This is a genomic window from Zobellia sp. 1_MG-2023, assembly GCF_030549125.1.
Taxonomy (GTDB): domain Bacteria; phylum Bacteroidota; class Bacteroidia; order Flavobacteriales; family Flavobacteriaceae; genus Zobellia; species Zobellia russellii.
This window is the reverse complement of record NZ_JAUOSY010000013.1, coordinates 38835-65209: the sequence shown is the minus strand read 5'-3', so window position 1 is coordinate 65209 and position 26375 is coordinate 38835. Positions and strand designations below refer to the sequence as shown.

The 26375-nt window shown below is 39.0% G+C and carries 22 protein-coding genes; 16 read left to right on the top strand and 6 right to left on the bottom strand.

Annotated features, from left to right (window positions below; all coding sequences use genetic code 11):
* Positions 1-36: 36 nt before the first annotated feature.
* From Q4597_RS19010 to Q4597_RS18990, 5 genes are all read left to right on the top strand, one after another.
* Positions 37-615 carry a ribonuclease HII gene (locus tag Q4597_RS19010; RefSeq protein ID WP_303407697.1) on the top strand — a complete coding sequence of 193 codons (579 nt, stop codon included), beginning with the start codon at positions 37-39 and terminating at the stop codon, positions 613-615.
* Between the two features lie 229 nt (positions 616-844).
* Positions 845-2188 (top strand): OmpA family protein, encoded by a 1344-nt coding sequence (locus Q4597_RS19005; RefSeq protein ID WP_303407696.1) that lies wholly within the window; start codon positions 845-847, stop codon positions 2186-2188.
* 18 nt (positions 2189-2206) lie between these two features.
* Complete coding sequence (locus Q4597_RS19000; RefSeq protein WP_303407694.1) at positions 2207-2905, top strand: hypothetical protein; 699 nt, start codon at positions 2207-2209, stop codon at positions 2903-2905.
* A 67-nt stretch (positions 2906-2972) separates the two neighbouring features.
* A complete protein-coding gene (locus Q4597_RS18995; RefSeq protein ID WP_303407692.1) occupies positions 2973-4280 on the top strand; it encodes a S8 family serine peptidase in 1308 nt (435 codons plus the stop codon).
* Between the two features lie 107 nt (positions 4281-4387).
* Positions 4388-7120: a CHAT domain-containing protein gene (locus Q4597_RS18990; protein WP_303407690.1), complete on the top strand. Its 2733-nt coding sequence runs from the start codon at positions 4388-4390 to the stop codon at positions 7118-7120.
* Positions 7121-7134: 14 nt separating this feature from the next.
* Here the strand turns inward: Q4597_RS18990 and Q4597_RS18985 are convergent, their stop codons facing one another.
* The gene (locus Q4597_RS18985) at positions 7135-7875 is read right to left on the bottom strand and encodes a tol-pal system YbgF family protein (RefSeq protein WP_303407689.1); all 741 of its coding nucleotides are present in this window, start codon (positions 7873-7875) and stop codon (positions 7135-7137) included.
* Positions 7876-7877: 2 nt separating this feature from the next.
* A complete protein-coding gene (locus Q4597_RS18980) occupies positions 7878-8447 on the bottom strand; it encodes an RNA polymerase sigma factor (RefSeq protein ID WP_303407687.1) in 570 nt (189 codons plus the stop codon).
* Positions 8448-8922: 475 nt separating this feature from the next.
* Between Q4597_RS18980 and Q4597_RS18975 the strand changes: the two genes are divergently transcribed.
* From Q4597_RS18975 to Q4597_RS18965, 3 genes are all read left to right on the top strand, one after another.
* Positions 8923-9609 carry a collagen-like protein gene (locus tag Q4597_RS18975; RefSeq protein ID WP_215913970.1) on the top strand — a complete coding sequence of 229 codons (687 nt, stop codon included), beginning with the start codon at positions 8923-8925 and terminating at the stop codon, positions 9607-9609.
* A 149-nt stretch (positions 9610-9758) separates the two neighbouring features.
* Complete coding sequence (locus tag Q4597_RS18970) at positions 9759-10124, top strand: hypothetical protein (RefSeq protein WP_303407684.1); 366 nt, start codon at positions 9759-9761, stop codon at positions 10122-10124.
* Positions 10125-10311: 187 nt separating this feature from the next.
* The gene (locus tag Q4597_RS18965; RefSeq protein WP_303407682.1) at positions 10312-11649 is read left to right on the top strand and encodes a kelch repeat-containing protein; all 1338 of its coding nucleotides are present in this window, start codon (positions 10312-10314) and stop codon (positions 11647-11649) included.
* A gap of 22 nt (positions 11650-11671) precedes the next feature.
* Here the strand turns inward: Q4597_RS18965 and lipB are convergent, their stop codons facing one another.
* Genes lipB through Q4597_RS18950 form a run of 3 tightly spaced genes read right to left on the bottom strand, consistent with a single transcriptional unit; the run spans position 11672 to position 13319 of the window.
* Entirely contained in the window at positions 11672-12388 is a 717-nt protein-coding gene (lipB, locus tag Q4597_RS18960; RefSeq protein ID WP_303407680.1) for a lipoyl(octanoyl) transferase LipB, read from the bottom strand.
* A 27-nt stretch (positions 12389-12415) separates the two neighbouring features.
* Positions 12416-13153, bottom strand: coding sequence for a hypothetical protein (locus Q4597_RS18955; protein ID WP_303407678.1), 738 nt, complete (start codon positions 13151-13153; stop codon positions 12416-12418).
* A 10-nt stretch (positions 13154-13163) separates the two neighbouring features.
* Entirely contained in the window at positions 13164-13319 is a 156-nt protein-coding gene (locus Q4597_RS18950) for a YqaE/Pmp3 family membrane protein (protein ID WP_215438162.1), read from the bottom strand.
* 218 nt (positions 13320-13537) lie between these two features.
* Between Q4597_RS18950 and lysS the strand changes: the two genes are divergently transcribed.
* The 8 genes from lysS to Q4597_RS18910 all read left to right on the top strand — a co-directional run bounded on the left by lysS (position 13538) and on the right by Q4597_RS18910 (position 25748).
* Positions 13538-15229: a lysine--tRNA ligase gene (gene lysS, locus Q4597_RS18945; protein WP_303407675.1), complete on the top strand. Its 1692-nt coding sequence runs from the start codon at positions 13538-13540 to the stop codon at positions 15227-15229.
* Between the two features lie 372 nt (positions 15230-15601).
* Positions 15602-18340: a PSD1 and planctomycete cytochrome C domain-containing protein gene (locus tag Q4597_RS18940; protein ID WP_303407673.1), complete on the top strand. Its 2739-nt coding sequence runs from the start codon at positions 15602-15604 to the stop codon at positions 18338-18340.
* Between the two features lie 3 nt (positions 18341-18343).
* Entirely contained in the window at positions 18344-19855 is a 1512-nt protein-coding gene (locus Q4597_RS18935; protein WP_303407671.1) for a DUF1501 domain-containing protein, read from the top strand.
* Between the two features lie 40 nt (positions 19856-19895).
* Positions 19896-20768: a sugar phosphate isomerase/epimerase gene (locus Q4597_RS18930; protein WP_303407670.1), complete on the top strand. Its 873-nt coding sequence runs from the start codon at positions 19896-19898 to the stop codon at positions 20766-20768.
* A 9-nt stretch (positions 20769-20777) separates the two neighbouring features.
* Positions 20778-22169 (top strand): c-type cytochrome domain-containing protein, encoded by a 1392-nt coding sequence (locus Q4597_RS18925; protein ID WP_303407669.1) that lies wholly within the window; start codon positions 20778-20780, stop codon positions 22167-22169.
* A gap of 51 nt (positions 22170-22220) precedes the next feature.
* Positions 22221-23651, top strand: coding sequence for a DASS family sodium-coupled anion symporter (locus tag Q4597_RS18920; protein ID WP_215438157.1), 1431 nt, complete (start codon positions 22221-22223; stop codon positions 23649-23651).
* 177 nt (positions 23652-23828) lie between these two features.
* A complete protein-coding gene (locus Q4597_RS18915) occupies positions 23829-25061 on the top strand; it encodes a DUF4198 domain-containing protein (RefSeq protein ID WP_303407666.1) in 1233 nt (410 codons plus the stop codon).
* On the top strand, positions 25062-25748 hold the full coding sequence (locus Q4597_RS18910; protein ID WP_303407665.1) for a HupE/UreJ family protein: 687 nt from the start codon (positions 25062-25064) through the stop codon (positions 25746-25748).
* 125 nt (positions 25749-25873) lie between these two features.
* On the opposite strand, the gene Q4597_RS18905 is transcribed toward Q4597_RS18910, so the two are convergent.
* The gene (locus tag Q4597_RS18905) at positions 25874-26281 is read right to left on the bottom strand and encodes a hypothetical protein (RefSeq protein ID WP_289042347.1); all 408 of its coding nucleotides are present in this window, start codon (positions 26279-26281) and stop codon (positions 25874-25876) included.
* Positions 26282-26375 lie beyond the last annotated feature (94 nt).

Here is a 26375-nt window from a genome sequence, read left to right as displayed (position 1 = left end):
ATTATGTTTTACGGTCCTGTTAATTTCCATTGAAGAATGCTATTAGAAAGATACAAATTTGAAAACGAAGCTGGAACCGATGAAGCTGGAAGAGGATGTCTAGCCGGACCAGTTACGGCCGCTGCCGTAATCTTGCCCAAAGGATTTACAAATAGCATTTTAAACGACTCAAAATTACTGACCCACAGCAAAAGGGATGTGCTAAGGCCCATAATTGAATCTAACTGCACAGCCTACGCCGTTTCCCATGTTTTTCAAGAAGAAATTGATGCCATAAATATTTTAAATGCCTCAATTTTAGCAATGCACAAGGCTATTGAACAACTAAAAACAACTCCCAAATTTATTATCGTAGACGGGAACCGGTTCAAGCCTTTTAAAGATATTCCACATGAATGTATAATAAAAGGCGACGGAAAATACATGAACATTGCCGCAGCATCCGTTTTGGCAAAGACTTACAGAGATGCATATATGGATGTGCTTCACGAAGAATACCCTATGTATAACTGGAAGAAAAACAAGGGCTACCCTACAAAGGAACATCGTGCGGCCATTAAGAAGTATGGTATTACCAAATATCACAGGAAAAGTTTTCGGTTACTCCCCGAATAATAGAGTCCAAGCATTTATTTCTATTTTTTCTTACATGTAGGAAGAGTAATATTTATTCCATCTACAAAGCATTTTATACCATCCATACAATTTTTACATCCAACAAATACAAGTCTCCCTTTTAAAAAGCCCATTTCATTTAGTTTTGATGTTAACCTTTTAAGGTGTTTAATCATTAATGTAAACATTAGGTCTACGGACAATTTTTACATTATTAAATACCAAGTACATGAAAACACTAGAACACTACTTAAAATTTATTTTACCCATAGTGTGCATCTTTTTTGCCCACCAGACAAGTGACGCCCAAATTTTACGAAAACTGGGTAAAGCTGCCGAAAGAGCCGCTGAAAGAACGGTTGAACGCAGGGTAGAAAAAGAAACCTCCGAAAAAACGGATCAAGCCCTTGACAGTATTTTTGAACCTGGATCCGAAAAAAAGAAAAAGAAAAAACCTAAAACCAATCCTTCCAACAGTCCCGGAGAACAAGAATCCCCACAAACTAGCGAAGAGAATTCCCCCAATAACCAAGAGGAATCCAGTAAAACTGAGCCAGGAGGTATTAAGGTGTACAGTAAATTTGATTTTGTACCAGGTGATACCCCAATTTTTGTAGATGATTTTTCGAACGATTTTGTGGGCGATTTTCCATCTCGTTGGAATACAAACGGGAGTGGAGAATTGGTAACCCTAGACGGGCAATCCAATAAATGGCTGAAAATTTTACCCGGTTACCAAACTACATATATTCCAGATGTCACCAATCTACCCGAAGAATTTACCTTGGAGTTTGATGTTATTGCTACCGGACTGGACAGTAAAACTTCCTCTCAATCTTATTTTGGAGTAACTATAAGCGATAACAACACCTTTAAAAAAGGTGCCAATTTAGGCAAGGTAGAATATTCTTTTTGTCAGTTTATTGCACGTGGGGTGGTGGTTGAAAACAACATTGCCTCAAAACGAGTTATTCGTAATGACGTGGGTGCAGATATCCGAAATATTGTAAATAAGAAACACCATGTTTCCGTGGCGGTCAACAAACAGCGATTTAGACTATGGATAAACGAAACCAAATATATAGATGTACCAAGGCTTTTACCGGCCAGTGTGCAAATGGAAGGTGTTAAGTTTACGCTGCGCGGAACGGACACCAAGAAAGAATCTATACTTATAGGTAATATAAAAGTTGCAAAAGGGGGTGTTGACTTACGTAGACAATTACTTGCAGACGGGAAAATATCCACTAACGGAATCCTTTTTGATAGTGGCTCTGCCAATATTCAACCGCAATCTATGGGCATCATTCGCCAGATTTATCAAGTTCTTCAGCAGGATAGTTCCATAAAGTTAAAAATTGTTGGGCACACTGATGCCGATGGTGACGACAGTAAAAACATGAGCCTATCTCAAAGCAGAGCTGAAGCTGTCAAAAATGCCTTAATATCAGTATATAACGTATCTTCAGACAGATTAACAACAGAAGGTAAAGGTGAAACTGAGCCTGTTGGCGACAATTCATCACCCGATGGCAAAGCGCAAAACCGACGCGTAGAATTTATCAAACTATAAAAACATAAAATGAACACTATGAAAACCCCGTTATTGATTACCTTATTATGCTTCTTCACTATGAACGTCACTTTTGCACAAGAAAATTGCAGTAAATTCTATCCCCTAGAAGAAGGTAGTACGTTCGCTTACACCAATTACGATAAAAAAGGAAAGACAGATGGCACCGTAAAATACACCATAACCGATGTTCGGCAAGAAGGAGCTGCCTCCGCTGCTACTTTTGATATGCAGTTCTTAGATAAAAAAGACAAAGAAGTGTTTAAAAGTAATTATTCATTTACCTGTGAAAACGGATTGGTTACAGTTGATTACAAATCGCTTTTTCCCTCTCAAATGATGCAACAATATTCAGAAATGGGATTGGAAATGGATATTTCGGGCACGGATATAGAATTGCCCAATGACCTCACTATCGGTCAAGAATTAGCGGACGCCAACGTTGCCATTGCTATGAGCATGTCTGGTATTAACATGAACGTTTCCGTAGACCAAACCAATAGAAAAGTAGAAAAGAAAGAAAGCGTGACCACTCCTGCAGGTACCTTTGATTGTTATTTGATCACCGAAAACAGCACCACAAAAACCATGGGAGCCACTATTAAAATGAAATCTAAACTATGGCTTGCAGAAGGTGTTGGTATGATAAAACAGGAATCTTACAAGGACAATGGTAATTTAATCAGTACATCTGAACTTACTTCTTATTCAAAATAGAACAAACTGTTAACCTTTTTCACCTAAGAACATTAAGTAAAGAAGAATCAACCTTTAAACCCTTATTATGAAAATGAAAATTACACTCTTATTACTAACCGGACTTGTATTGACATCTTGTACGAAACTAGAAGATTTTAGTGGTTCCATTAAAGATGATTATAGCAAAGGGGAAAACTTTGCTACAAGAAATGGGTATTCTGACTCGCAGATAATAGTTCGGTTTAAAAACAACCTTTCCGAATCCGATAAAATTGATATTCGAAAAGATTTTGGAGTTGAAAAGAATTTTGAACTATGTTCTTGTGGCGACCCTAATTTGGAGCTATGGGGTATTGATCCAAATGTAGAAACTGTTGAATTTGCGGTTGAAAGATTGCGCAGAAGATCAGCAGCAGAAGGTGATTTCTTATTTGATATGAAAGTGGAGCCCATCAAAGGTTATGAAACAAAAGGTGCAGCCGGCCAAATTGAAGCAAATCTAATTTCCACTACAGCTAAAGACGGAATAAATATAGCTATTATAGACAGCGGCATAGACTATGGGCAACCGTTTACAGCCAATCCTTTTAAAAAATCCTATTTATTCGACACATCTACTTTACTAAATTGCCAAAGCAGCATAACCGGGTGGAACTTTACTGATGAGGGGGCGCCAAATGATGTATTTGACTACAACGGACATGGTTCATTGGTAACCAAAATAATTACCACAACATTAGATAACAAACAGTACGATTATAATATTCTGCCCATTAAAGCTTTCAAAGAAAATGGTGAAGGATCGTATTGGAATGTAGTATGCGCTTTTGGATACATTCAAAAAGTACAAGAAGAAGGTGGTGCTATTGATTTGGTAAATGCTAGCTTTGGCAAAAGTATAGACAGTATTCTTTTTGACTCAAATAGCCTTTTAAACACTATAATCCACGAACTAGGCCAAACAGGTGCACTTGTAATTACTTCGGCGGGTAACGATGGTCTGGATACGGATTATGGACCTAAAAAACACTTCCCGTCCGGGTTTGCCACAGAGTATAATTTGGGTGTGGGTGGTTATAAATACAATAGTAATCCTAACGCTAGAATGCTTATGCATCCAGACTCGAATTTTGGAACTACAAGTATAGATGTGGCTGCTCCCTATGATGGTTGGTTAGTATCTTTTGGAAATACAAGCTACAGTGATATAGAGGGCACCTCTTTTAGTACTGCCTACGTTACAGGGTTATTGGGAACAACATCTCTTGAAAAAGGAAAACCGGACCCAAAAGATTTAAAATCCAATTTTCTAAATAATTCTTACGGCACCGTTCATTACTCCAATAATCTAATTTCATTTATAGCAAATGGTACTTATGTAAAACTTCAATAATAATTAGGGTTTAACCTCCATTTAATCCATCTGGCTTCTATAGTAAGGTGGATTTTTTTTATATATTCACTTGTGAATCAACATTATGTGTTACCCTCGTACAATTTATGAAACAAAAGTTAACCATCTATTTACTCTTTTTAATAAGCTTCTGTTATTCGCAAGACCAAGAATTAATTAAAATTATAGATTCTGGGACATCTTTAGAAACGCGACAAACAAAAATAGATTCCTTAGTTCACATAAGAGAGCTACAATTGGCTGATCAAAAACTGGCTGACTTTTACCATGATTTGGGAAGTAAGTGGTATCAAAACAACTGGTGGGAGCATGGTGGAATTCTTAATATGCAAAAAGCGATAGTTTTTACAGAAAAAGCGTTGTCCTTAAAAAAGGATATTAGCAATTTAAAAGAAGGTTCTATAGAAAAAAGCATCTTTAATCTTGCCTATTATAACTATTTAATTGGAAAAATTTTTATCGCTGAAGATTACTATCAACTACTTATAGATTCAGGAAAAGATATACGATTAGTGGAAAAAGGAAATAGATACCTAGGTATGCTCTATTTCCAAATGGGCGACTTTTATAAAGCGCTAACATATTTAAACCAAGCAATCCTATTTTACGAAAAAACACCAGGACATGAACACACTTTAATCGAAATTCATTTAGATATAGCAACTATCTATTCTGAAATGGGTATTAAAGAACATTCTTCGAAAATTAAAAACCACCTACAACTTGCTGACATATTGTTACAAAAATCAGAAATAGAGGATTTTTATTTAAGAGATGATATCAACCATACAGAAGGAGACCGCTTATTAGAAACAGGGCAGTATAGCGAAGCTATTATCTACCATAAAAAAGTATTGAAAGATTCTGCCAACTTATATTCCTATGACATAAATTTAGTTTTAAATAGTCTTGCCAAATCACATATACAATTAAAGGATTTCTCAACAGCAGCTAATTATTTGTTCAAAGCAGAACTATATAACCCTGATAATTCTAGAACCTACGAAATTAGAGGTGATTTGCACCACGCTCAAAACGATTTTAAAAAGGCCTTATTTTACTACCAAAAAGCAATTGTTTGGACAACGAAAAAAAACAACAAAATAGATGGTCGAAACCAGCCTACATCTGAAGACTTAGAAATTTCTACAACTAAACTCTATCTGTTAAACCATTTAATTGCAAAGGCGAACTGCTGGCTGAATTATTACAAATATGATAATAACACTATGCACCTAGACTATTCACTAACTACATTTTCATTGGCAGATAAGCTAGTAGATATTATTCGCTCAGAAAGCACCGAGAATAAATCTAAACTTTTCTGGCGAGAAAAGGGAGCTTCGCTATACACAAAGGCTGTGGAAGTATGTTATCTCCTCAATAAACCACAAGATGCTTTTTATTTTATGGAGCGAAATAAAGCGCTACTATTACTAGAAGATATTACTGCTGAACAAGCAAAAGATATTACTCGGCTACCAAAAGAAACCATACAACGGGAATACGAGTTGAAGCAGTCTATATTCTTAGCAGAAAGTAAATTGAAGAATAGTAACACGAAATCTCAAGACACGCTTTTAAATTTAAAATCCATAATATATAATCATAAAAATACGTATTCCACTTTTAAAGATTCTTTAAGCAGTGTATTTCCCGAATATGAAAAATTGAGCAAACAAGCGTTCATCATCCCCTATCCCGAATTTAAAAAAAAGTTTATCTCTCAGGATGAAGTAGTGTTACAATATATCTTGAACGACGAACAAGGCTATGCCCTTTTAACCACTGTAGACGATACACTGTTTTTCAAGCTAAAAAACACAGAAAATCTGAATCAAGATATTATTCAACTTTATGGTCAACTGACCAACTTGACTATGGATAGGGCGGGACTTGCAACATACAATCAGCTTTCTAATCATGTTTTTCAACAATTGGTTCCTGAACAGGTTTATGAACAAGTAAAAAACAAAAAGTTAACGATTATATCTGACCATATTCTACAACAGATTCCCTTTGAAGCCTTTGTTGCTAATACCAATCCGGTAAGATTTTTTATTGAGGACACGGAGGTTAGATATGCCTATTCTATGTCTTACTTAGAAGCTAAAACCCGTGTTTCTAGTTCACCCAGCAAAGAATTTTATGGAATAGCTCCTGTTCAATTTGCTAGCTTAGGACTTCCCAACTTGATATTCAGCGGTTCCGAAATAGAAGAAGTTCAGAAGATATTTCCCGGAGATATAGCCTTGAAGGTCGAGGCTACAAAATCGGCTTTTGTCAATAATTTTGAGGATTACCGAATCGTACATTTATCTACCCATGCCGATGTTGGGCAAAGCGAAGACCCGTGGATTGCTTTTAACGATGATAAAATGTTCTTGAATGAAATTTATGCCACAAAAAACCAAGCTGAAATGGTTGTTTTGAGTGCGTGCAACACCTCAATTGGAGAGCTTAAAAAAGGAGAGGGCGCAATGAGTTTGGCCAGGGGCTTTTTCCATTCCGGAGCAAGAAGTGTGGTGTCCTCATTATGGTCCACTTACGACAAGAGCAGTAAAGAATTGATTACCTCATTTTATACAGAACTTGCCAAAGGTGCCACGAAATCTGCCGCTATGCGACAAGCAAAACTGAACTATATTCAAAAATATCGCGAGAGTGCTATTGCTCCGGCCTACTGGAGCGCCCTTATAGTAATTGGGGATAATAGCCCGATAACAAATCAAACTGGACTACTGTCATCTTGGATTTGGGCCCTTCTTGGCATCTTATTGCTTATTGTGGCTTATCAGTTATTCAAAAGAAAGAAATAGAGAATAATTTAGAATTACTCAAGTTCATCTAAAAGTACCATTGCCTTATCCTTTTGATAGCGGCCATCTGCAATCAGAAGTTTCAAAGATGCTATAGCTTTGTCTTTCTGTTCTGCCTTAACATAAGATAACGCAACGTACCACAATGCTTGTGGAGCAAATTCCCCATCATGTTGTGCAACTTCTTCAAAGTAAGATATAGCTTCCGGTAACTGGTTGTTTTCTAAATAGGATTGCGCCAAATAAAAATTGACATTTTCAGAATCATAGGTTTCTTTTAGTTCAGTAAAAAGTTGAATTGCTTTAGCATTATCGTTCGTTTCGTAGGCTACATATGCCTTAAGCTCTAGAGAACTATCGGTCTCAGTGCCACGCGTTATTGCATAAACCGTATTGGGGTATTCCTGAAAGTTCTCCCGGTACAGGTTTTCATAATCGGGTCCTGAAAAACTATTGTATCCCAACCAACCTAAACCTATCAACAACGCAATAGATGCTGCCATGGCCCATTTCCTATAGTTTGTTCCAGGTAATTGACGCACCGGTGTAGCACTTTCTATCTCCTTTTCAAAACCTTTTAGCTTAGCCTTTAGGTTTTCATTTTCTTTCTCTCTAATAACTCCCTTTAAGTTATTTTCAAAGTCGAATTGTTTCTTGAAACCGATATCCGTTTTCAACAACTCCTCAAATTGATGCTGCTGTTCAACCGTCAATTGGTTGGAAAAATAATTATACAACAAAAGTTCTTTATCCATGATTAGTAGGTATTTGCTTGGATTTTTTCTCTAAGCGTTTTCATGCAACGCGATTTGGCCGCTTTGACCACATTCTCATTATTATAATTTTCAGCCTCCATAATCTCTTTTATGGTATAACCCCAGTAATAAAAAAGAGTCAACAATTGCTGGCATTTTTCGCCTAGAGTACTAAAGTGCTTTTTCAATAAAACCTGTTCTTCGGAAAGATCGGGTCTTTTCAAATCAAAGGTATTTACCTGCTCATCTGTTTCTTCAACCCTTGATAAATCATAATCACCACTTACCATTTTTTTATTCTTTCTCATCTTGTCAAAAATTAAATATTTGCCAATAGAAAACAGGTATGTAGAAATACTGCTGGTTAAGCTTTCTAGTTTTCCGCTCATGACATTATCATAGAAAATAATATAGGCATCTTGATATACATCTATATTTTCTTCTTCAGAAAGGTTGTAGCGCCTCGCATAATTCAAAAATTTTGTGCGATTGGACTCATACACCTTTTTTAAAAGAATATCAGACCCTTTTCGTAAATCTTCAAGCGTTATTTCTGCCTGTATATTTTCCATTTAATGCATATCTAATGAGAAGGTTAACAGCGGTGGCATCTAATTTAACATTTTTTGTTTGCCCACCCTGAAAACGAGCTAATAATTTCAGAAAGGATATAGTAGCAATTAAAAAATAAAAAGTAGCAGTCATGTTAACCTCTTTCTAAGTTTTCATATTAAATAATGAACCGAAAAATGAAAATTATGAACACTTATGAAAAATTAGAATTGTTAAAGTGGATATTCATAACAGCCTTCGTCATTACCCTATTGTTACTCATGACTATACTGTTTCAATATTAAAAAAATCCAATTGAAACAATTAAAAGTATCCGAACCAGTATGGAAAATTCAATTGCAATTTAAAAGCTGGTTTTACCTCACTAAATGAGCATACCCCAAAAATCACAACCTCTTTTAAAAAGAAATTATACGAGGTCGTTAACCTTTTATTTCTGGTTTCATTAAAAGCCGTAAACAAATTCTACATATTATGAAAACTACTTTAAAATTTTTATCCTACATTTTTCTAGGTATTGGCCTTGTGGCCATTGGATGTTCAAAAGATGGTGACCCAGGGTCAGACGGACTGCAAGGGGAACAAGGAATACAAGGAGAACCTGGGCAAGATGGTGAAGATGGAGTTGATGGTAAAGACGGTAATGCCAATGTAGTAGCCTCCGATTGGTTCCAACCCACAGAATCAGATTTTACGAGTAGTAGTGATAGCCATAAGACCTTACCCCTACCACTAAGTAATTACAACGTAAATGAAGATGTACTACTGGTTTATTACTATGATCAATATGAAAATAATTCATCTTATTCCCATGTTTACCACATTCCCTACTATCGCTATCATATTGACGGACAAACAATAGACAAGTCCATCACTATTGATATAAGGCCTACTTTTTATAAGATGTACGTTAAAATAACTTCATATTCTCGGAATTTAAGTCCAAGAGAGTATCTCTGGGAACCAGATGCTTTAAACCCAGAAAATAAAGGAGTCCGTTTTCGATATGTAATTATTCCATCCAATACAGCAACCGGTAAAAATGCTAGTTCACCATCAATTAAAAACTCTTTTGAATACACTAAAAAAGAACTTTCAAATAATGGAATCGATATAAATGATTACTACGCTGTTTGTGATTATTATGGTATAGCATATTAAGCAGATAAAACATAAATGTTAATCCAGGTTTGAGGTTTATATCCACTTTTATCTTTCCGTGCAAATTCTATCCAAGAGAAACGTTTTTATAAAACGCTGTAAATAAAGGCATGAGTAATATTCTTTAACACTAAACAAAACAAAAACCAATGAAAACAATTAAAATAACACTTACAATAGTCGCCCTTGGCTTAACTACATTTTGCCAAGCGCAGCAAACTCAAGACAAATCAAAAACAGATACCACTAAACAAATGAACCTTCTAGACGAGCAGACAAAGGTCTTTGGTGAAGTTTTTAATCTGATGGGAGCGGGAGCGGATAACCCCGTAGGCGATGCGACCAACTATCTTGAGTTGATAGAAAACATGGATATGTCAGATGAAATGAAGCAGTCCCTTACTGAACAATACGAAATAATTGATTTAGGCAACGACCCCACAAAGAAAGAAGAACTCAAAGCAAAGGTCAATAAGATGTTAAATGATGCTAAATCAGAAGATTCTAAAAACTAATCGTGAACCATGAGTAAAGAACCTAATCTGTTAGCCAGCCGTTATAAAGAAGTATCAAAGGCCTGCTTTTACACCCAGAAGACGAGGAACCTCGGCTCACACTGAGGTTTTTTTACACCCTAATGTTAACCTTTACTTTCCGCTACCATTAAAGTGAAACTAAACGTATCACCCTAAAAAAAATATTATGAAAACACCATCAACATTCTATCTCGTTCTACTGTTAGGTATGTTTCTACTAAACGCCGCTTGTTCCAAAGACGATGGGCCGGAAGCTCCACCCCCGGCTGCGGAAGAACAACCCAAAGAGGAGGAAAATCCTAGCGAAGAAGAAGAAGAAGAAGAAGAAGAAGAAGAACCTGCTAACCTCGCACCCGAGCCATTTAATTTGATCGGGGTAACGGACGGTGCCGTTGGTGTAGACGTATACCCTACTTTTAGTTGGCAGGCCGCTACAGACCCAGATGGGGATGCCATCACCTACGACCTGTATTTGGGCAAAGAAGAAGACCCTACTGAACTATACACGGCAGACCTTACCAGTACCTCTTTTGAAGTAACAGAGCGCCTGCATACCTATGACTTCTATTACTGGAAAGTGGTAGCCAAGGATCCCGAAAATGCCACGATGAACAGCACGGTTAACGAATTTAGCGTAAGGGGGCTAAAATTTGATAACACCCCAGTAACCGCTGCTGCTGCTTTCTCGGGAAGGTCTAGTCATACCACTGCTGTTTTTGACAACAAGATGTGGGTCATTGGTGGTTATGACGATACAAATAAAAATGATGTTTGGTATAGCGCAGATGGTCTTACCTGGACCGAGGCTACCAATGCGGCCCCTTTTTCCGCAAGAAGTATTCACACCACCGCTGTTTTTGACAACAAATTATGGGTCATTGGGGGAATTGACGGAACATCTAGAAAAAATGACGTTTGGTACAGCGCCGATGGCATTACCTGGACCGAAGCTACGGCAGATGCCCCGTTTTCCGCCAGATATTATCACACCACAGTTGTATTCGATAACAAATTGTGGGTCATTGGGGGCAATGATGGAAGGCTCAAAAATGATGTTTGGTTCAGTACCGATGGGTTTACCTGGACCGAAGCTACGGCAGATGCTCCGTTTTCCGCCAGAGATTCTCATGATACCGTTGTATTTAACAACAAATTATGGGTCATTGGAGGAATTGATGCAACATCTAGAAAAAATGACGTTTGGTACAGCGCAGATGGGGTTACCTGGAGCGAGGCTACCGTTCCGGCCCCGTTCTCGGCCAGAGAGTCTCATACCACCGCTGTTTTTGACAACAAATTATGGATCATTGCGGGTTATGATGGAACACTCAAAAATGACGTTTGGTACAGCGACGACGGCATCACCTGGACAGAAGCTACTGATGCGGCTTCTTTCTCAAGAAGAACTTATCATACCACCGCTGTTTTTGACAACAAATTATGGGTCATTGGAGGCTCTTCAAGTGAAGATCGTTACATGAACGATGTATGGGCTTTTGATTAAGATTAAAGGAAAAAACCACGGCTCATGCCGTGGTTTTTTCCTTTATCAATTCTGCCTCAAAGAGACTTTCAAAATGTTTCAGCAACTTTTCTTTTACTTCGTTCAGGTCTACTTCTTGTTTCCCCAACTCTAAATTTAAAGAAGTAACGGCCTTATCCTTTATGCCACAGGGAATCATTAAATCAAAATAACCTAAATCCGCATTTACGTTTAAAGCAAACCCGTGCATGGTTACCCAGCGGCTGGCACGTACGCCCATGGCGCATATTTTTCTTGCGAACGGAGTGCCCACATCCAACCAAACTCCGGTTTCTCCTTCGGAGCGTTCGGCTTTCAAACCATATTCAGCCAAAGTAAGAATGACCATTTCCTCTAAAAATCGCAGGTATTTGTGAATGTCCGTAAAAAAATTATCCAAATCTAAAATAGGGTAACCTACTATTTGTCCAGGGCCGTGATACGTGATATCTCCTCCCCTGTTGATTTTATAAAACTTTGCGTTTTTTGCAGCTAGTTCTTCCTCGCTAATCAAGAGGTTGGCAAAATCACCGCTCTTGCCCAAGGTGTAAACATGTGGGTGCTCTACAAACAAAAAATGATTGGGTGTGGGTTCATTGGCTTGTCCCCTACGATTCTTTATTTTTAAATCTACGGTCTCCTTGAACAGGGCTTCTTGGTAACCCCAAGTTTCCTTATAATCCTTTAAACCTAAATCCTGTAAAAAGACCTTTTTGTTCATGATACAAAGATATGAAAAGGTAATGTCCTAATTCTCTAATTCTACCTCGATCAATATAGACTCTGGGTCTTTGAGCATTTCCATAAAACTAACCTCGTAGATCATGGTCTTTCCGTCCATTGAAAATGTAGCATCCTCCACGTTGGTAGATTTTACCCGTTTGGGAAAATGGTATTTAAAAGTATACTTAGAACCGGACAAGAACATTTCGGCACTTGAAAGGCTATCTATACTTTGCTTGAACAAGTCTTGGTCCACAATAGCTGCGGAACGCTTAAATTTGTTCTTTTTAAAACTATATCTCACTTCCGTAGCTTCGTTAGCGGAATTTTTTGGCATGGTTTTACTTCCTGCCGCCGGACCAATGCTACTCGCGCTTTGAAAAGCATTAAAAGCATCGTTAATTTCGGAAACGTCCTTGAAGTCCGTAAACATATCAAAGTTCATGATTCCTTCTTCGGCATTGACCAACATATGAAGGCTAAAAGGCTCTAACTTTTTTAATTGAGCTTGCTGTTCAGGAGACAATTGGGCTATACTATCCTTTTTATCGCGTAGCAAATCTTTAAAGACCAAGGTAGAATCTATAACTTCTTCCAGCTCCGTAGAATCCGTTGAAGGTAGCATTTGGAGCATTTCGCTTCCGTCAAAGCCAATGTTCATCTTTCCCGTTCCATCTTCGTTAAAATGTATTTCCTCCGTAAAATTACAGGCTACGAATAATACGGTAATGAATACGATTACCAATGCTCTAAAAAATTTCATAGTTTGGATTTTAATTGGGGTTGTTCAAAATAACCAATGCAGCTATAACACCAGGTACCCAGCCACAGAAGGTCAAAAGTAGAACAATTAAAAAGGACCCACAACCTTTTCCGATGACCGCAAGCGGAGGAAAGATGATTGCCAGTAAAACACGTAAAAAACTCATTTTTGATATTATTTTATTGATTGATGATGTACTTCTTTGACGCTTATATCTATAATTTGTTACAGAATACGGAGCAAAAAGAACTCAGTAATTTTAAATTTCACCGCTCTCCAACTCATTCCTCGTAACAAACAAAGTGCCAAGCTTGTAATTTCATATTGTATCATGCATATAGTAAACCACCTATAGCTTATATTTGCAGCCTTAAATAGTAAAAAATGCAACTTTCGGAACAAGAAATTATTAGAAGAGAAAAATTGACCAAATTGCGCGAATTGGGCATTAACCCCTACCCCGCTGCACTATACCCTGTTGATGCTACATCAAAGAGCATTAAATCTGATTACAAGGAGGGTAAAAAGGTGGTCATTTCAGGTCGTTTAATGTCCAGAAGAATTCAGGGCAAGGCTTCTTTTGCCGAGTTGCAGGATAGTGAAGGCCGTATACAGGTATATTTTAACCGAGACGAAATCTGTCCCGGTGAAGATAAAGGCCTTTACAATGGCGTCTACAAAAAATTGTTGGACATAGGTGATATCATAGGTATTGAAGGGGAACTCTTTACTACACAAGTAGGCGAAAAAACCGTGATGGTCAAAAACTTTTCGCTCTTAAGCAAATCGTTACGTCCGTTACCGTTGCCCAAAAAGGATTCCGAAGGCAATGTGTACGATGAGTTTAACGACCCGGAAATGAGATACCGCCAGCGGTATGTAGATTTGGTGGTCAACCCTAAGGTAAAAGAAACCTTCATCAAGCGTACCAAGATTACGAACAGTATTAGAGAATTTTATAATGCCGCGGGATATTTAGAGGTAGAAACCCCTATTTTACAGCCTATACCAGGTGGTGCCGCTGCAAGACCGTTTTTAACGCACCACAATGCCCTGAACATTCCATTGTATTTACGCATTGCAAACGAACTCTATCTTAAAAGATTGATTGTAGGGGGATTTGACGGTGTTTACGAGTTTTCAAAAGATTTCCGTAACGAAGGTATGGACCGTACCCACAATCCGGAGTTTACCGTAATGGAACTCTACGTTGCCTACAAGGATTACAACTGGATGATGGATACCACTGAAAAGCTTCTCGAGAAAATTGCTCTTGACGCCAACGGTACTTCTAAAATTACAGTGGGTGAAAACGAAATTGAATTTAAGGCTCCTTATGCCCGTGTGCCCATTCTTGAAGCTATAAAAATACACACCGGTAAAGATGTTGCCGGTATGGGCGAAGAAGAACTTCGTGCTACAGCAAAAGAACTTGGCCTTGAAGTGGATGAAACCATGGGGGTAGGTAAATTGATAGATGAGATTTTTGGCGAAAAATGTGAGCATCATTACATTCAGCCTACTTTTATTACGGACTATCCAAAAGAAATGAGTCCGCTTACCAAAGAACATAGAGATAACCCTGCACTTACCGAGAGGTTTGAGCTGATGGTAAACGGTAAGGAATTGGCAAATGCCTATTCTGAGTTGAACGATCCAATTGACCAACGTGAACGTTTTGAAGAGCAATTGAAATTATCCGAAAAAGGAGATGATGAGGCTATGTTCATTGACCAGGATTTCTTGCGTGCCCTTGAATACGGTATGCCACCAACATCCGGTATCGGTATTGGTATAGACCGTTTGGTCATGCTTATGACCAACAATTCTTCTATACAAGAGGTATTGTTCTTCCCGCAAATGAGACCGGAGAAAAAAGCGGTTGAACTTACGGATGAGGAAAAAGCAATTGTTGCCCTTTTAAAACCTACTGGTGAAATGGACTTGGCAGAACTGAAGACCAAAGCTGGACTAAGCGGCAAGAAATGGGACAAATCCATGAAGGCATTATCAAAACACGGACTTACTTCCGTTGTTGTTGATGGTGACAATAAAACAGTACAATTAAAACAGTAAAACTTTACTTCACTTTATATAATTGAGCCAATTCATCTAGATGAATTGGCTCTTTTCGTTTGACCCATTTTTCGCCTATTACGGATTTGCAATCTTAAATCGCAAATTCACTGTTTATATCTCTGTTTTATCTTCTTATTTTTCATATTTTAACAACTACAAAGCACCTTTAGTGCCAAATACATTATTACGTTACCGGTAATTCTCCTCTTTTAATTTTAATTATTTGAATTTAGGCTTTGGGGGATTTTTCCATAAATAGCCTTTAACTCAATACAAAGTATGTTGCACACGTTGCGTAGATTTCCAAGGTCTTAATTTTTTAAGTTTTCTATATTGAAGTCTATTTTGAGCTGAACACAACACCCGGTTATGAAAAAAAAATCATTACATAATTGCCTCAAGTATCTTTCCATGGTAATGAGTGTAGTACTCTTCAATGCTTGTCAATCTTCACCTCCCGTTGATTTTAGCACTCAAATAAAACCTATCCTCAACAATAAATGTATTACTTGTCATGGCGGTGTTAAAAAGAGTGGCGGCTTTAGTCTTCTTTTTGAAAATGAAGCTTTTGCCAAAACGGAATCGGGCGTAGCGGCTATAATACCCGGTAATGCTGCGGGTAGTGAGATGATAAAAAGACTACATGAAGAAGACCCTGAGCTTCGCATGCCTTACGAGAAACCCAGACTTACAGACGAAGAGATTGAGCTATTGACCCGCTGGATAGATGAAGGTGCTAAATGGGGGCAACATTGGGCGTATTCACTTCCCCAAAAAGTAGAAGTTCCTAAAGTCAATATGGAAGCGAGTTTTGCTTCTGAAAGTGCTTCCAGTTTTGTAAAAAATGATATTGACCGTTTTATCCTTTCCCGACTAAACGAAAAAGAACTACAACCCAATCCTTCCGCAGAAAAAAATATAATTGCCAGAAGGCTATCCTTAGACATCGTGGGGCTTCCGCCTAGTCAAAAATTGCTCAATCGTTTTGAGTCTGGAGATTTATCCTATGAAGGCTTGGTAGACACTTTACTTAACAAAAAGACTTACGGTGAAAAATGGGCCACTTGGTGGTTGGATTTGGCTAGGTACGCAGACTCCAAAGGTTATGAAAAAGATTTGGAGCGAAGTATTTGGAGATACCGTGATTGGGTCATAGAAGCTTTTAACCGAGACCTTCCTTACCATCAATTTACCATTGAACAATTAGCGGGAGACCTATTACCAGACCCTTCTCCCGACCAACTCATAGCAACGGCATTCCACAGAAATACAATGAACAACGACGAAGGCGGCACTGATGATGAGGAGTATCGGGTGGCTACCGTTATTGATCGTTTGAATACCACTTTTGAGGTTTGGCAGAGTACCACCATGGGCTGTGTACAATGTCATAGCCATCCATATGATCCATTCAAATACGAGGAATATTATAAGTTGATGGCCTTTTTCAACAATTCGCGAGACGAAGACACGCCCGGTGAATCTCCCGTTCTCAAATTCTATACGCCCGAACAACAGCAAAAAGTAGACAGGGTAATCAATTGGGCCAAAACACATGGAGGTGAAGCGCAGGCCAGAACCTACAAGAATTTTCTGCAATTTATAGAACCTGTTTATAAATCGCATTTTTTCAAGGAAATCAACAATGGTTCTTACGATGATCATGCTTCGGTAGTTCTTTGGGACAAAGGAAACTGCATCATAGAAAACGGATACACCAACAATGCCGGTTATGTGTACCTCAACTATCGTTCGCATTATGATGGAACAAAAATGATCATTCGTGAAAAGAATGCCCAGGGTCCCATTATTGGTGAATTCACCATCAACAAACAAAAACAGAATACCACGGCCCGTTTTCCTATTAAAAAAATAGACCGTCAGGGCGATATTTATATCGAAACCCATAACGCCAATACCAAGAAAGAAGCAAATCTTATGAATTTGTATTGGGTAGCGTTTCTTCCCGATTTACCGGGCGAAGGTCAAAACGGATATAAAGAAATAGGAACCAATCTCATGGAAGCACTTAACGTGAAAACACCAACGGTACCTATCATGGTGGAAAATCCAGATTACATGAAGCGCACAACGCAAGTTTTTGATCGTGGCAGCTGGATGTCAAAAACTGATACTGTAGAACCGGGCACCCCAGAGAGCCTTAATGCATGGAACACAGATTGGCCTTCCAACCGCTTAGGTCTTGCACAATGGATCGTAGACAAGAAAAACCCTTTAACAGCACGTACACTTGTAAATAGAATCTGGCATCAAATCTATGGCAGAGGCCTTGTATCTACTGTAGAAGACATTGGTTCTCAATCGGACGCGCCCTCACATCCTGCAATGTTAGATTGGCTTTCACTGCGGTTTATGAACGAACACAACTGGAGCATGAAAAAGCTGATAAAAGAAATTGTGATGTCCGGCACCTACCGCCAAAGTTCCGAAAGCAACCCTGAAATGTATGAAATAGACCCTGAAAATGAACTTTATGCCCGTGGCCCTAGAATGCGTTTGGGAGCGGAACAGATCAGGGACCAAGCTTTGGCCGTATCCAATCTCTTAAGCAGTAAAATGAACGGCCCAGGGCTAATGCCTCCTCAGCCCGATGGCGTTTGGCAAACCGTTTACAGCGATGCCCAATGGATTGAAAGCAAAGGCGAAGATCGCTACCGCAGGGGTATCTACACTTTTTTAAAGCGAACAAGCCCCTACCCTTCTTTCTTGACTTTTGATGCCGGTAGCCGCGAGGTTGCTACTATTAGAAGAACGGTTACCAATACCCCATTACAGGCTCTGGTTACCTTGAACGACCCCGTTTATTTGGAAACTGCTTACCATTTGGCGAAAAACAATTACAGAGAAAATGATATTGACCAAAGTATTGCCTTAAGTTATAAAAGAGCAACTTTTAAAGAAATAAGTCCCAACAGGCTAGAGGCGCTAAAAACCCTCTACCGCACCTCCTTAGCGGAATTCAATAAAAATAGCAAAGCTTATGAACTATTTCTTCAGTTTGAAGAAAAGCCAACGGCAGAACTCGGTGCCCTTACCATCGTGGCCAACGCCATTATGAACTTAGATGAATTTTTAACAAAAGTATAGGCCATGAAAGACCAAATAGAAAGACTGGTTCAAGAACACTTGGCTAGAGAAGCACAGGAAAAAACAAGAAGACACTTTATAAAAAGTTGTGCCCAAGGACTGGGCGGATTGGCGCTAAGTTCCATTTTTATGGGGTGTGACCCGTTAACCAAGCAGGGCAAAAAATCAGCTTCTACTTTTTCCGAGCGTGATCTTAACCCATTGGCAACTTTAGCTCCTCATTATGGCCCTAAGGTAAAATCGGTTATTTACCTGCACATGGCGGGAGCACCTTCGCAACTTGAAATGTTCGATTACAAACCAACTTTACATAAACTAGACGGTCAAGATTGCCCAGAATCCCTTTTGGCCGGGAAAAAATTCGCCTTTATAAAAGGTACTCCAAAATTAATGGGACCACAGGCCAAATTCAAACAAGAAGGAGAATCTGGCAATTGGGTTTCGAACTTTATGCCCCATTTTAAAAAGGTAGTAGACGATGTCGCCTTTTTAAAGGCTGTGCATACCGATCAGTTCAACCATGGCCCCGCACAACTTTTTATGCATACGGGTAGTACCCGTTTAGGTCGCCCTAGTATTGGTTCATGGGCCACCTATGGTTTAGGTTCAGAAAATCAGAACCTACCCGGTTTTGTTGTTTTGACCTCCGGCGGAAACACTCCGGATGCCGGAAAAAGTGTCTGGGGAAGCGGATTTCTACCTTCGGTCTACCAAGGGGTACAATGCCGCTCTAAAGGAGACCCTGTACTTTATCTTGAAGACCCCGATGGGATTTCTAGAGACTTGAAGAAAAGTACTATAGATGCCATTACCAAAATAAACAAGGAGGAGTACGCCAAGTACGCAGACCCGGAAATTCTGGCTCGTATCAACCAATACGAAATGGCCTATCGCATGCAAATAGCGGTCCCGGAAGTAATGAACATCAATAACGAACCTGAACATATTAAAGAAATGTACGGTGTGGAACCGGGTAAAGAGTCTTTTGCGAATAATTGCCTACTTGCTAGAAAATTGGTTGAGGACGGTGTACGTTTCGTTCAATTGTTCGATTGGGGTTGGGATAGCCATGGTGTAATTCGTTCCGGATCTATTGATAAAGGACTCCGAAACAAATGCAGGCAAATAGACAGACCTATAACCGCCCTGATCATGGATTTAAAACAACGTGGACTCCTAGACGATACTCTAATTGTATGGGGTGGCGAATTTGGTAGAACGCCCATGCAAGAAAACAGGGGAAACAAAAAAATGCCTTTTAAAGGGCGTGACCATCATGGCGATGCCTTTACCATGTGGATGGCCGGTGGAGGCATCAAAAAAGGAGCTTCACACGGACAAACGGACGATATTGGTTTCTCTGGAATTGAAGGTCGTGTATCGGTCCATGACGTACATGCTACTATTTTACACCTACTTGGCTTTGACCATGAAGAGTTTACTTATGAATTTCAGGGTAGACCCTTTAGACTAACCGATGTAGAAGGGAATATCATCAAAGAAATTCTAGCCTAGAGTAATTAAAACATCAACCTAACATTAAACCAAACCATTCATGAAAGTACCCTTTACCCTCATTATCCTATTGTTTTCAATTTTAGGGTTTTCTCAAGAAAAAAAATTGCAATTTTTTCAGACCGATTGGGGCCGACAGGTTTCTTGGGATCACTTCTGCGAAAAAACAAAAGCTGCAGGTTACGATGGTATAGAAACATGGTTTCCTAGAGATGAAAAAAGTCAGAACGAGTTAAAAATCGCCTTAAAGAAATACAATTTAAAAGTCGGTTTCTTAAACGGCACCAATAAATCCGTTCCTTTTGAGGAAAGTTTAAAGCAATTCACCACGCATTTTAAAACACTGGTCTCTTGGAACCCTGTCTACATCAATTGCCACACGGGAAGTGATTTTTTTACTTTTGAACAGAACAAGGCCTTTATAGATGCTGCCAACAAAATAGCCAAAACGCATAATATTCCTATTTATCATGAGACGCATCGTGGGCGTTTTAGTTTTAATCTTCCCGATACAAAAAAATACCTTTCCGCCATTCCAGAACTAAAATTGAATCTGGACATCAGCCATTGGATGGTGGTTCATGAGTCTCTTTTACAGGGACAGGAAGAAGAATTGCAAGAAGTCATCAATCGGTCGCACCATATTCATGCGCGTGTAGGCCATGCCGAAGGTCCACAGGTAAACGACCCCGAAGCCCCTGAATGGAAAGAAGCCGTAGAGCGTCATATGAACATTTGGGAAAAAATTATTAAAAAACAATGGGAAGGCAAAGACGTTTTTACGATTACTACAGAATTTGGCCCCGCAGACTATATGCCCACTTTACCCTACACCCAATTACCCGTAGCCGACCAATGGAAAGCAAACGTTTACATGATGAAGTTATTAAAAGAACGTTTCAACATAAATTAAGCTATTTGTATGGACGTTCTTAAACAACTTCTAGGAAGGTTACATCCGCTTGTGGTTCACCTACCAATAGGGTTCATACTTATGGGGCTCCTTTTGCAATGGTACGATCGAAAGAAAAAAGACAACACCGCAACGATCTCCATTATTTTCCTTTGGGCCGGTATTACCGCCACCCTTGCCTGCATTACAGGTTACTTACAATATTTGGGTGAAGGGTATGCCTTTGATACGGTAAAATGGCATTTATGGCCGGGCATTGCCACTGCCCTGTTATCTTTTTTGATGTATGCCAAGTTAAAGGGAATTCAAGTTTTTGATTTCTTATCGAAGCTCCCCGCAGTCGGTTGGGGTATTTCCCTTTTTATATTGATATCCTTTACAGGTCACCAAGGCGGGAATATTACCCATGGCGAAACGTATTTGATCGAACCGTTACCTAATTCTATAAAATCAGCTTTAGGTTATGAAACTTTTGAAGAGAAAGAAATTAGCCTAAACGAAACCAATTGGCAAAACGCACTACTCTACGAAGATGTAATAAAACCTATATTGAACAACAAATGTGTAAGTTGTCATAACCCTAAAAAAGCAAAAGGCGAACTCCTATTACATTCCAAGGAAGGTATTCTAAACGGTGGAGAGAGCGGTGCTATTATTGAAGCCTCAAAAGCATTGGAAAGTGAGCTGTTCACGAGACTCATACTGCCTATGGATAATGATGACCATATGCCTCCCGAAGGGAAAACACAGCCATCAAAAGAAGAGATAGATCTGGTACGTGCTTGGATAGATGCAGATGCACCTTTTGATAAAACCATAGCCCAATCCGGTCTAGAAAAAACTCTTTTTCTTTCTTTCTTCCCTCAAAAAGAGGATTTTGACCACCCCAACATAGAAATAGCTGCTGTAGCCCAAGAACAGATCAAAGCTATAGAACAGTCTGGTGTACATATTGATCAAATAAGTAATTCTTCTAATTTCTTGAGTGCTTCCTGCATTAATAAACCCGATTTTACAGATGCCGATTTTGAATTGTTACTACCCATTAAGGAACAGATATCCAGACTTGATTTGGGACATACAAAAGTTACCGATGCCATTTGTTCCAAACTGGCTCAATTACCAAACCTGACCATCCTCTCTTTAGACCATACTGCTGTTACCGGAAAGGACTTTCAACTTTTAACTTCATTGGAGCATCTAAAATCCATAAACCTAACAAGCTCGGCCATCAAGGCAAATCAGCTAGCAGTTTTAGACAAACTAAAAAGCTTACAAAAGCTCTATTTGCACGATACGGAAGCTATACCTGAGAACACTTCTTTGAATACTTCAAAAATTACCGTTGTTTTTGGCAATTACCAACTTCCACCAATAGCATCGGACACTATTGTATATTAATTTTCAAAAGAAAAAGAAAAAGTCTAGTTTTAGGAGCACCAATTCAAAACTATGGAATCCAGTAAAAAAGCGGGACTTTTTTTAGGCCCCATTCTTTTTTTCATTATTCGCTTTTTACCGTTTGACCTGGTCTCCGATAAAGGAGATGCCGTAATTGCCGTTGCCGTTTGGATGGTAGTTTGGTGGATTACCGAAGCGGTTTCCATCTCCGTAACCGCACTCCTTCCCTTACTCCTCTTTCCTATATTAAAGATTATGGATATTGGTGAGGTTGGGGCAAATTATGGAAGTCCTATAATTTTCTTGTTCTTTGGTGGTTTTGTTCTAGCCTTGGCTTTGGAAAAAGTGAACCTCCACAAACGCATTGCCCTAAATATTATAAAAATAACGGGTACTACTCCCAACAAAGTTGTCCTTGGCTTTATGATCGCCACGGCGGCATTGAGCATGTGGATCAGTAATACGGCCACTACCGTGGTCATGTTGCCCATTGCCATGTCCGTTATAAATCTTTTGGTGAACGATGCGGACGGGTTTACCAAAAGCGATAGGAATTTTGCCCTTTCGGTGATGCTGGGCATTGCTTTTTCAGCTAATGCAGGAGGTGTTGCCACAGTTATTGGCACTCCACCCAATTCTGTAATGATCGGTCTTCTGGAAAACGAATACAATATAGAAATTTCCTTTTTGAAGTGGATGGTCCTAGGCGTGCCATTCTCCGCCTTAATGATATGGATCAGTTATTTGGTTCTGGTAAAATGGATGTATCCCAATCGCGACCTTGTATTTTCAGCATCAAAAGACGTCATACATAATGAGTTAAGAAAATTAGGCCCCATGAGCGGAAAGGAAAAAATGGTCCTTGCTATTTTTGGTGTTACTGTTTTCCTGTGGATTTTTAGAACGGTCATAAACGGTATTTTCCCTGCCCTTAAATTAAACGACACCATGATCAGTATTATGGCCGCCATTGCTATGTTCGCCATACCCTATAATATGAAAAAGGCAGATTTTATCATTGAGTGGAAAGACACCCAAAAATTAGCTTGGGGCATCTTGATCCTCTTTGGTGGCGGATTGGCATTGGCCAAAGGCATGTCCGTTAGTGGTATTGTAGATATGGTTTCGGCGGCAATTGGAGACAGTAACGTTAGCATACTGTTTACGGCCATACTCCTTATTACCCTCATGCTCTTTATGACCGAGCTTATGAGTAACGTAGCCTTGATTGCCGTACTGGCCCCAGTAGTGGCGGGTATAGCCATTGGTTTGGATATCCCCGTTCTTTATTTGCTAATTCCCGTTACCATAGCCAGTAGTTGCGCCTTTATGCTTCCCATGGCGACCCCGCCCAATGCCATTGTCTTTGCCAGCGGTTATGTAAAAGTGAACGAAATGGCCCGTGTGGGTGTTATCCTAAATATTATTGCGGTTGCCCTATTAGTTTTGATGTTTCAATTTGTGGTGCCTTTACTATTTTAAAATGGGCCAAACACCTAGCCCTGTATCCATATTATCTTAAGGGAAGGGGTCATTACCACAAAAAGCCGGATTTTATGAGAAGTTCGGTCTGCTTGTTCCTTCATTTTGTTATTTTTATCAAATTCGGTATAACAAAAAAATAGCGTTACCACTTATCCACTAATTTAATCGCTCTTAATGAAAAAAATAGTTCTCCCACTACTAGCTCTAGTACTGTTCAGCAGTCATATCATGTATTTGAAATTGGATTCTTATTTTCTAAAACCTAACAAATCTGCAACGATCCAACTGTTTAACGGCACTTTTGACAAGAGTGAAAATGTAATAGACAGAGATCGCATGCTAGATGTTAGCCTGCTAAACAACGGTAAGAGAGTTAAAGTAGACGAATCTCAGTGGAGCGAAAAGGACAGCATTACTTTTTTAAACTTCAGAACTGGTGAACCCGGTACTTATGTAGTAGGAGTTTCTACAGCACCTAGGTCTATTGAAATGGATGCCGAAGCATTCAACACCTATTTGGAACATGAAGGCATACAAGATATGCTAGCATGGAGACGAGACAATGGTGCTTTAGAAAACGATGCCAATGAGCGGTATTCCAAACATGTAAAAACTATTTTTCAAGTTGGGGACAAACGGACGGATGATTGGCAGAAAGAACTAGGGTACCCCATTGAATTTATACCACTTGATAATCCGTATGAATTGAATACCGGAGACGATTTCAAATTTAAACTGTTATTCAAGGGGAAGCCTTTAGCAAACCAACTGGTATACGCCAATTACAAAGGCAGTTCGGAAGAACACAGTCATGGAATGGGCGAGAATGCGCATAGCCATACCAGTAATCCTGAAGCCAATACACCAGAAAACAACGAGACAAATCATAGTCACGACCACAACAAGGAAGAAGTCCATAGTCACGAAAAAAAACAAGAAAAACATAGCCACGATCATAAAAAGAAAGAAAGTCATAGCCATGGAACAGGGGAAGAAACTCATAGCCATAATTATAACACGAAAGAAAATCATAGTCATGGCACAACCCAAGAAACCCATAGCCATGACCCTAAAGAAGAAAACGCCCATAGTCATGATCCAGAGGTGATCGGCCACACCCACACTTCCGGACAGCAGCTTAGAACCGATTCCCAAGGAATGGCAACCGCTAAACTTACCGCAGATGGAATCTGGTATTTACAGACCATTCATCTAGAAAACCTGGAAGAGGAAGAAATTACACATGAGTCTAACTGGTCCACCCTAACCTTTGAGGTTTCTCACGCGCATGGAGCGGATACACATACCCATGCCGCTGTAGAAGAAGAAATCCCTTCTTACGTTTATTGGGTAGGCAGCTTATTTTTAGTAGCTATATTATTCTTTTGGTTTAACAGAAAACAATAAATGAACCCACTTTTAAAAAAACTTCCGGTAACATTACTATTTCTGCTTACTCCGTTATTATTGGCTGCTCACGGCGTAAGTTCAGAAGACCAACAAATACTCAATAATGGTGGTTTGCTCTCTTACATTTATGTTGGGGCAAAACACATGGTTACCGGGTATGACCACCTTTTGTTTTTAGTGGGGGTAATTTTCTATTTAAGCGGATTCAAAGACATCGTACGCTTTATTACCGTTTTTACCATAGGACATAGTGTAACCCTAATTGGGGCCACCTACTTAGGCATTAAGGCAGATGAACATTTAATAGATGCCGTTATTGCCTTAAGTGTCCTCTACAAAGGGTTCGAGAATTTGGGCGGTTTTAAGAAGTACTTAAAATTTGAATCGCCCAACCTTTTATTGATGGTCTTTATTTTTGGGCTTATCCATGGTTTTGGCTTATCAACTAGACTACAGTCTTTTGATGTAGGAAGTTCTCAGTTTCTTGCAAAAATCGTCAGTTTTAATATTGGAGTGGAATTGGGACAGATTTGTGCATTGATTCCCATTGTTTTTATAATCACACAGTGGAAATCCAAAAAGAGTTTTTCCGCTTTTTACAAAGCGGCCAATGTCTACCTCATCATTGCAGGAATAGGCCTATTTATCTATCAGATGTACGGTTATTACTATGGAGGCCACTAAACAACTCATAAACATGCACTTGCACATTTCCTAAAACAACAAAATTAGGAACCACACATAGGTAAAAAACAAAACCCCTGATTTCAACAGGGGTTTAGCTAGCTAATTCAAATAATTTACAATGGTTAATTGTTCCTTATATACGGGTCAAACCCGCTAGGTAGATGTTTTTTTGTATCAAAATCTAGAGCAATTTCATCATTCTCGTCAATATAATTGAACCCTTCAACATTTTCAGGGAATGCATACGCATCAAAGCTTTGTGGAAGGTACTTTTCTGTGTTGATGTTTATCTCAGATTCGGCCTCAATAAAACTAATTGCATCTAAATTGACATAGATGTCATTGGCATCAAAATCTTCCGGTAAATAATCCGCAGTATCAAAGCCTAAATCAAAATAGGTATCCTCATCTATATAGTTTATAGAATGAATAACCGTCTCATCTTTTTCGGTCAAAGGGTCAGCTGCAAAAACTCCGTTTGCAAATATAAGACCCAATAGCATACTTATTTTTAAACTCTTCTTGTTCATAACGTTGTAGGTTTGTTTATGAGTCTATATAACGCAGAAACATCTCTTTATTGTTCTTTTTATTTTGTGGGAGCTTTCCTAAAAACAGTGAAAT

What these genes read in the sequence shown, in the direction of transcription:
- Q4597_RS19000 (WP_303407694.1), top strand. Translation starts at nt 2,207, where the DNA reads ATGAAAACCCCGTTATTGATTACCTTATTATGCTTCTTCACTATGAAC.
- Q4597_RS18920 (WP_215438157.1), top strand. Translation starts at nt 22,221, where the DNA reads ATGGAATCCAGTAAAAAAGCGGGACTTTTTTTAGGCCCCATTCTTTTT.
- Q4597_RS18925 (WP_303407669.1), top strand. Translation starts at nt 20,778, where the DNA reads ATGGACGTTCTTAAACAACTTCTAGGAAGGTTACATCCGCTTGTGGTT.
- lipB (WP_303407680.1), bottom strand. Translation starts at nt 12,388, where the DNA reads ATGAACAAAAAGGTCTTTTTACAGGATTTAGGTTTAAAGGATTATAAG.
- Q4597_RS19010 (WP_303407697.1), top strand. Translation starts at nt 37, where the DNA reads ATGCTATTAGAAAGATACAAATTTGAAAACGAAGCTGGAACCGATGAA.
- Q4597_RS18985 (WP_303407689.1), bottom strand. Translation starts at nt 7,875, where the DNA reads ATGGATAAAGAACTTTTGTTGTATAATTATTTTTCCAACCAATTGACG.
- Q4597_RS18990 (WP_303407690.1), top strand. Translation starts at nt 4,388, where the DNA reads ATGAAACAAAAGTTAACCATCTATTTACTCTTTTTAATAAGCTTCTGT.
- Q4597_RS18955 (WP_303407678.1), bottom strand. Translation starts at nt 13,153, where the DNA reads ATGAAATTTTTTAGAGCATTGGTAATCGTATTCATTACCGTATTATTC.
- Q4597_RS18910 (WP_303407665.1), top strand. Translation starts at nt 25,062, where the DNA reads ATGAACCCACTTTTAAAAAAACTTCCGGTAACATTACTATTTCTGCTT.
- Q4597_RS18970 (WP_303407684.1), top strand. Translation starts at nt 9,759, where the DNA reads ATGAAAACAATTAAAATAACACTTACAATAGTCGCCCTTGGCTTAACT.
- Q4597_RS18995 (WP_303407692.1), top strand. Translation starts at nt 2,973, where the DNA reads ATGAAAATGAAAATTACACTCTTATTACTAACCGGACTTGTATTGACA.
- Q4597_RS18965 (WP_303407682.1), top strand. Translation starts at nt 10,312, where the DNA reads ATGAAAACACCATCAACATTCTATCTCGTTCTACTGTTAGGTATGTTT.
- Q4597_RS18930 (WP_303407670.1), top strand. Translation starts at nt 19,896, where the DNA reads ATGAAAGTACCCTTTACCCTCATTATCCTATTGTTTTCAATTTTAGGG.
- Q4597_RS18980 (WP_303407687.1), bottom strand. Translation starts at nt 8,447, where the DNA reads ATGGAAAATATACAGGCAGAAATAACGCTTGAAGATTTACGAAAAGGG.
- Q4597_RS19005 (WP_303407696.1), top strand. Translation starts at nt 845, where the DNA reads ATGAAAACACTAGAACACTACTTAAAATTTATTTTACCCATAGTGTGC.
- Q4597_RS18940 (WP_303407673.1), top strand. Translation starts at nt 15,602, where the DNA reads ATGAAAAAAAAATCATTACATAATTGCCTCAAGTATCTTTCCATGGTA.
- Q4597_RS18975 (WP_215913970.1), top strand. Translation starts at nt 8,923, where the DNA reads ATGAAAACTACTTTAAAATTTTTATCCTACATTTTTCTAGGTATTGGC.
- Q4597_RS18950 (WP_215438162.1), bottom strand. Translation starts at nt 13,319, where the DNA reads ATGAGTTTTTTACGTGTTTTACTGGCAATCATCTTTCCTCCGCTTGCG.
- Q4597_RS18935 (WP_303407671.1), top strand. Translation starts at nt 18,344, where the DNA reads ATGAAAGACCAAATAGAAAGACTGGTTCAAGAACACTTGGCTAGAGAA.
- Q4597_RS18905 (WP_289042347.1), bottom strand. Translation starts at nt 26,281, where the DNA reads ATGAACAAGAAGAGTTTAAAAATAAGTATGCTATTGGGTCTTATATTT.
- lysS (WP_303407675.1), top strand. Translation starts at nt 13,538, where the DNA reads ATGCAACTTTCGGAACAAGAAATTATTAGAAGAGAAAAATTGACCAAA.
- Q4597_RS18915 (WP_303407666.1), top strand. Translation starts at nt 23,829, where the DNA reads ATGAAAAAAATAGTTCTCCCACTACTAGCTCTAGTACTGTTCAGCAGT.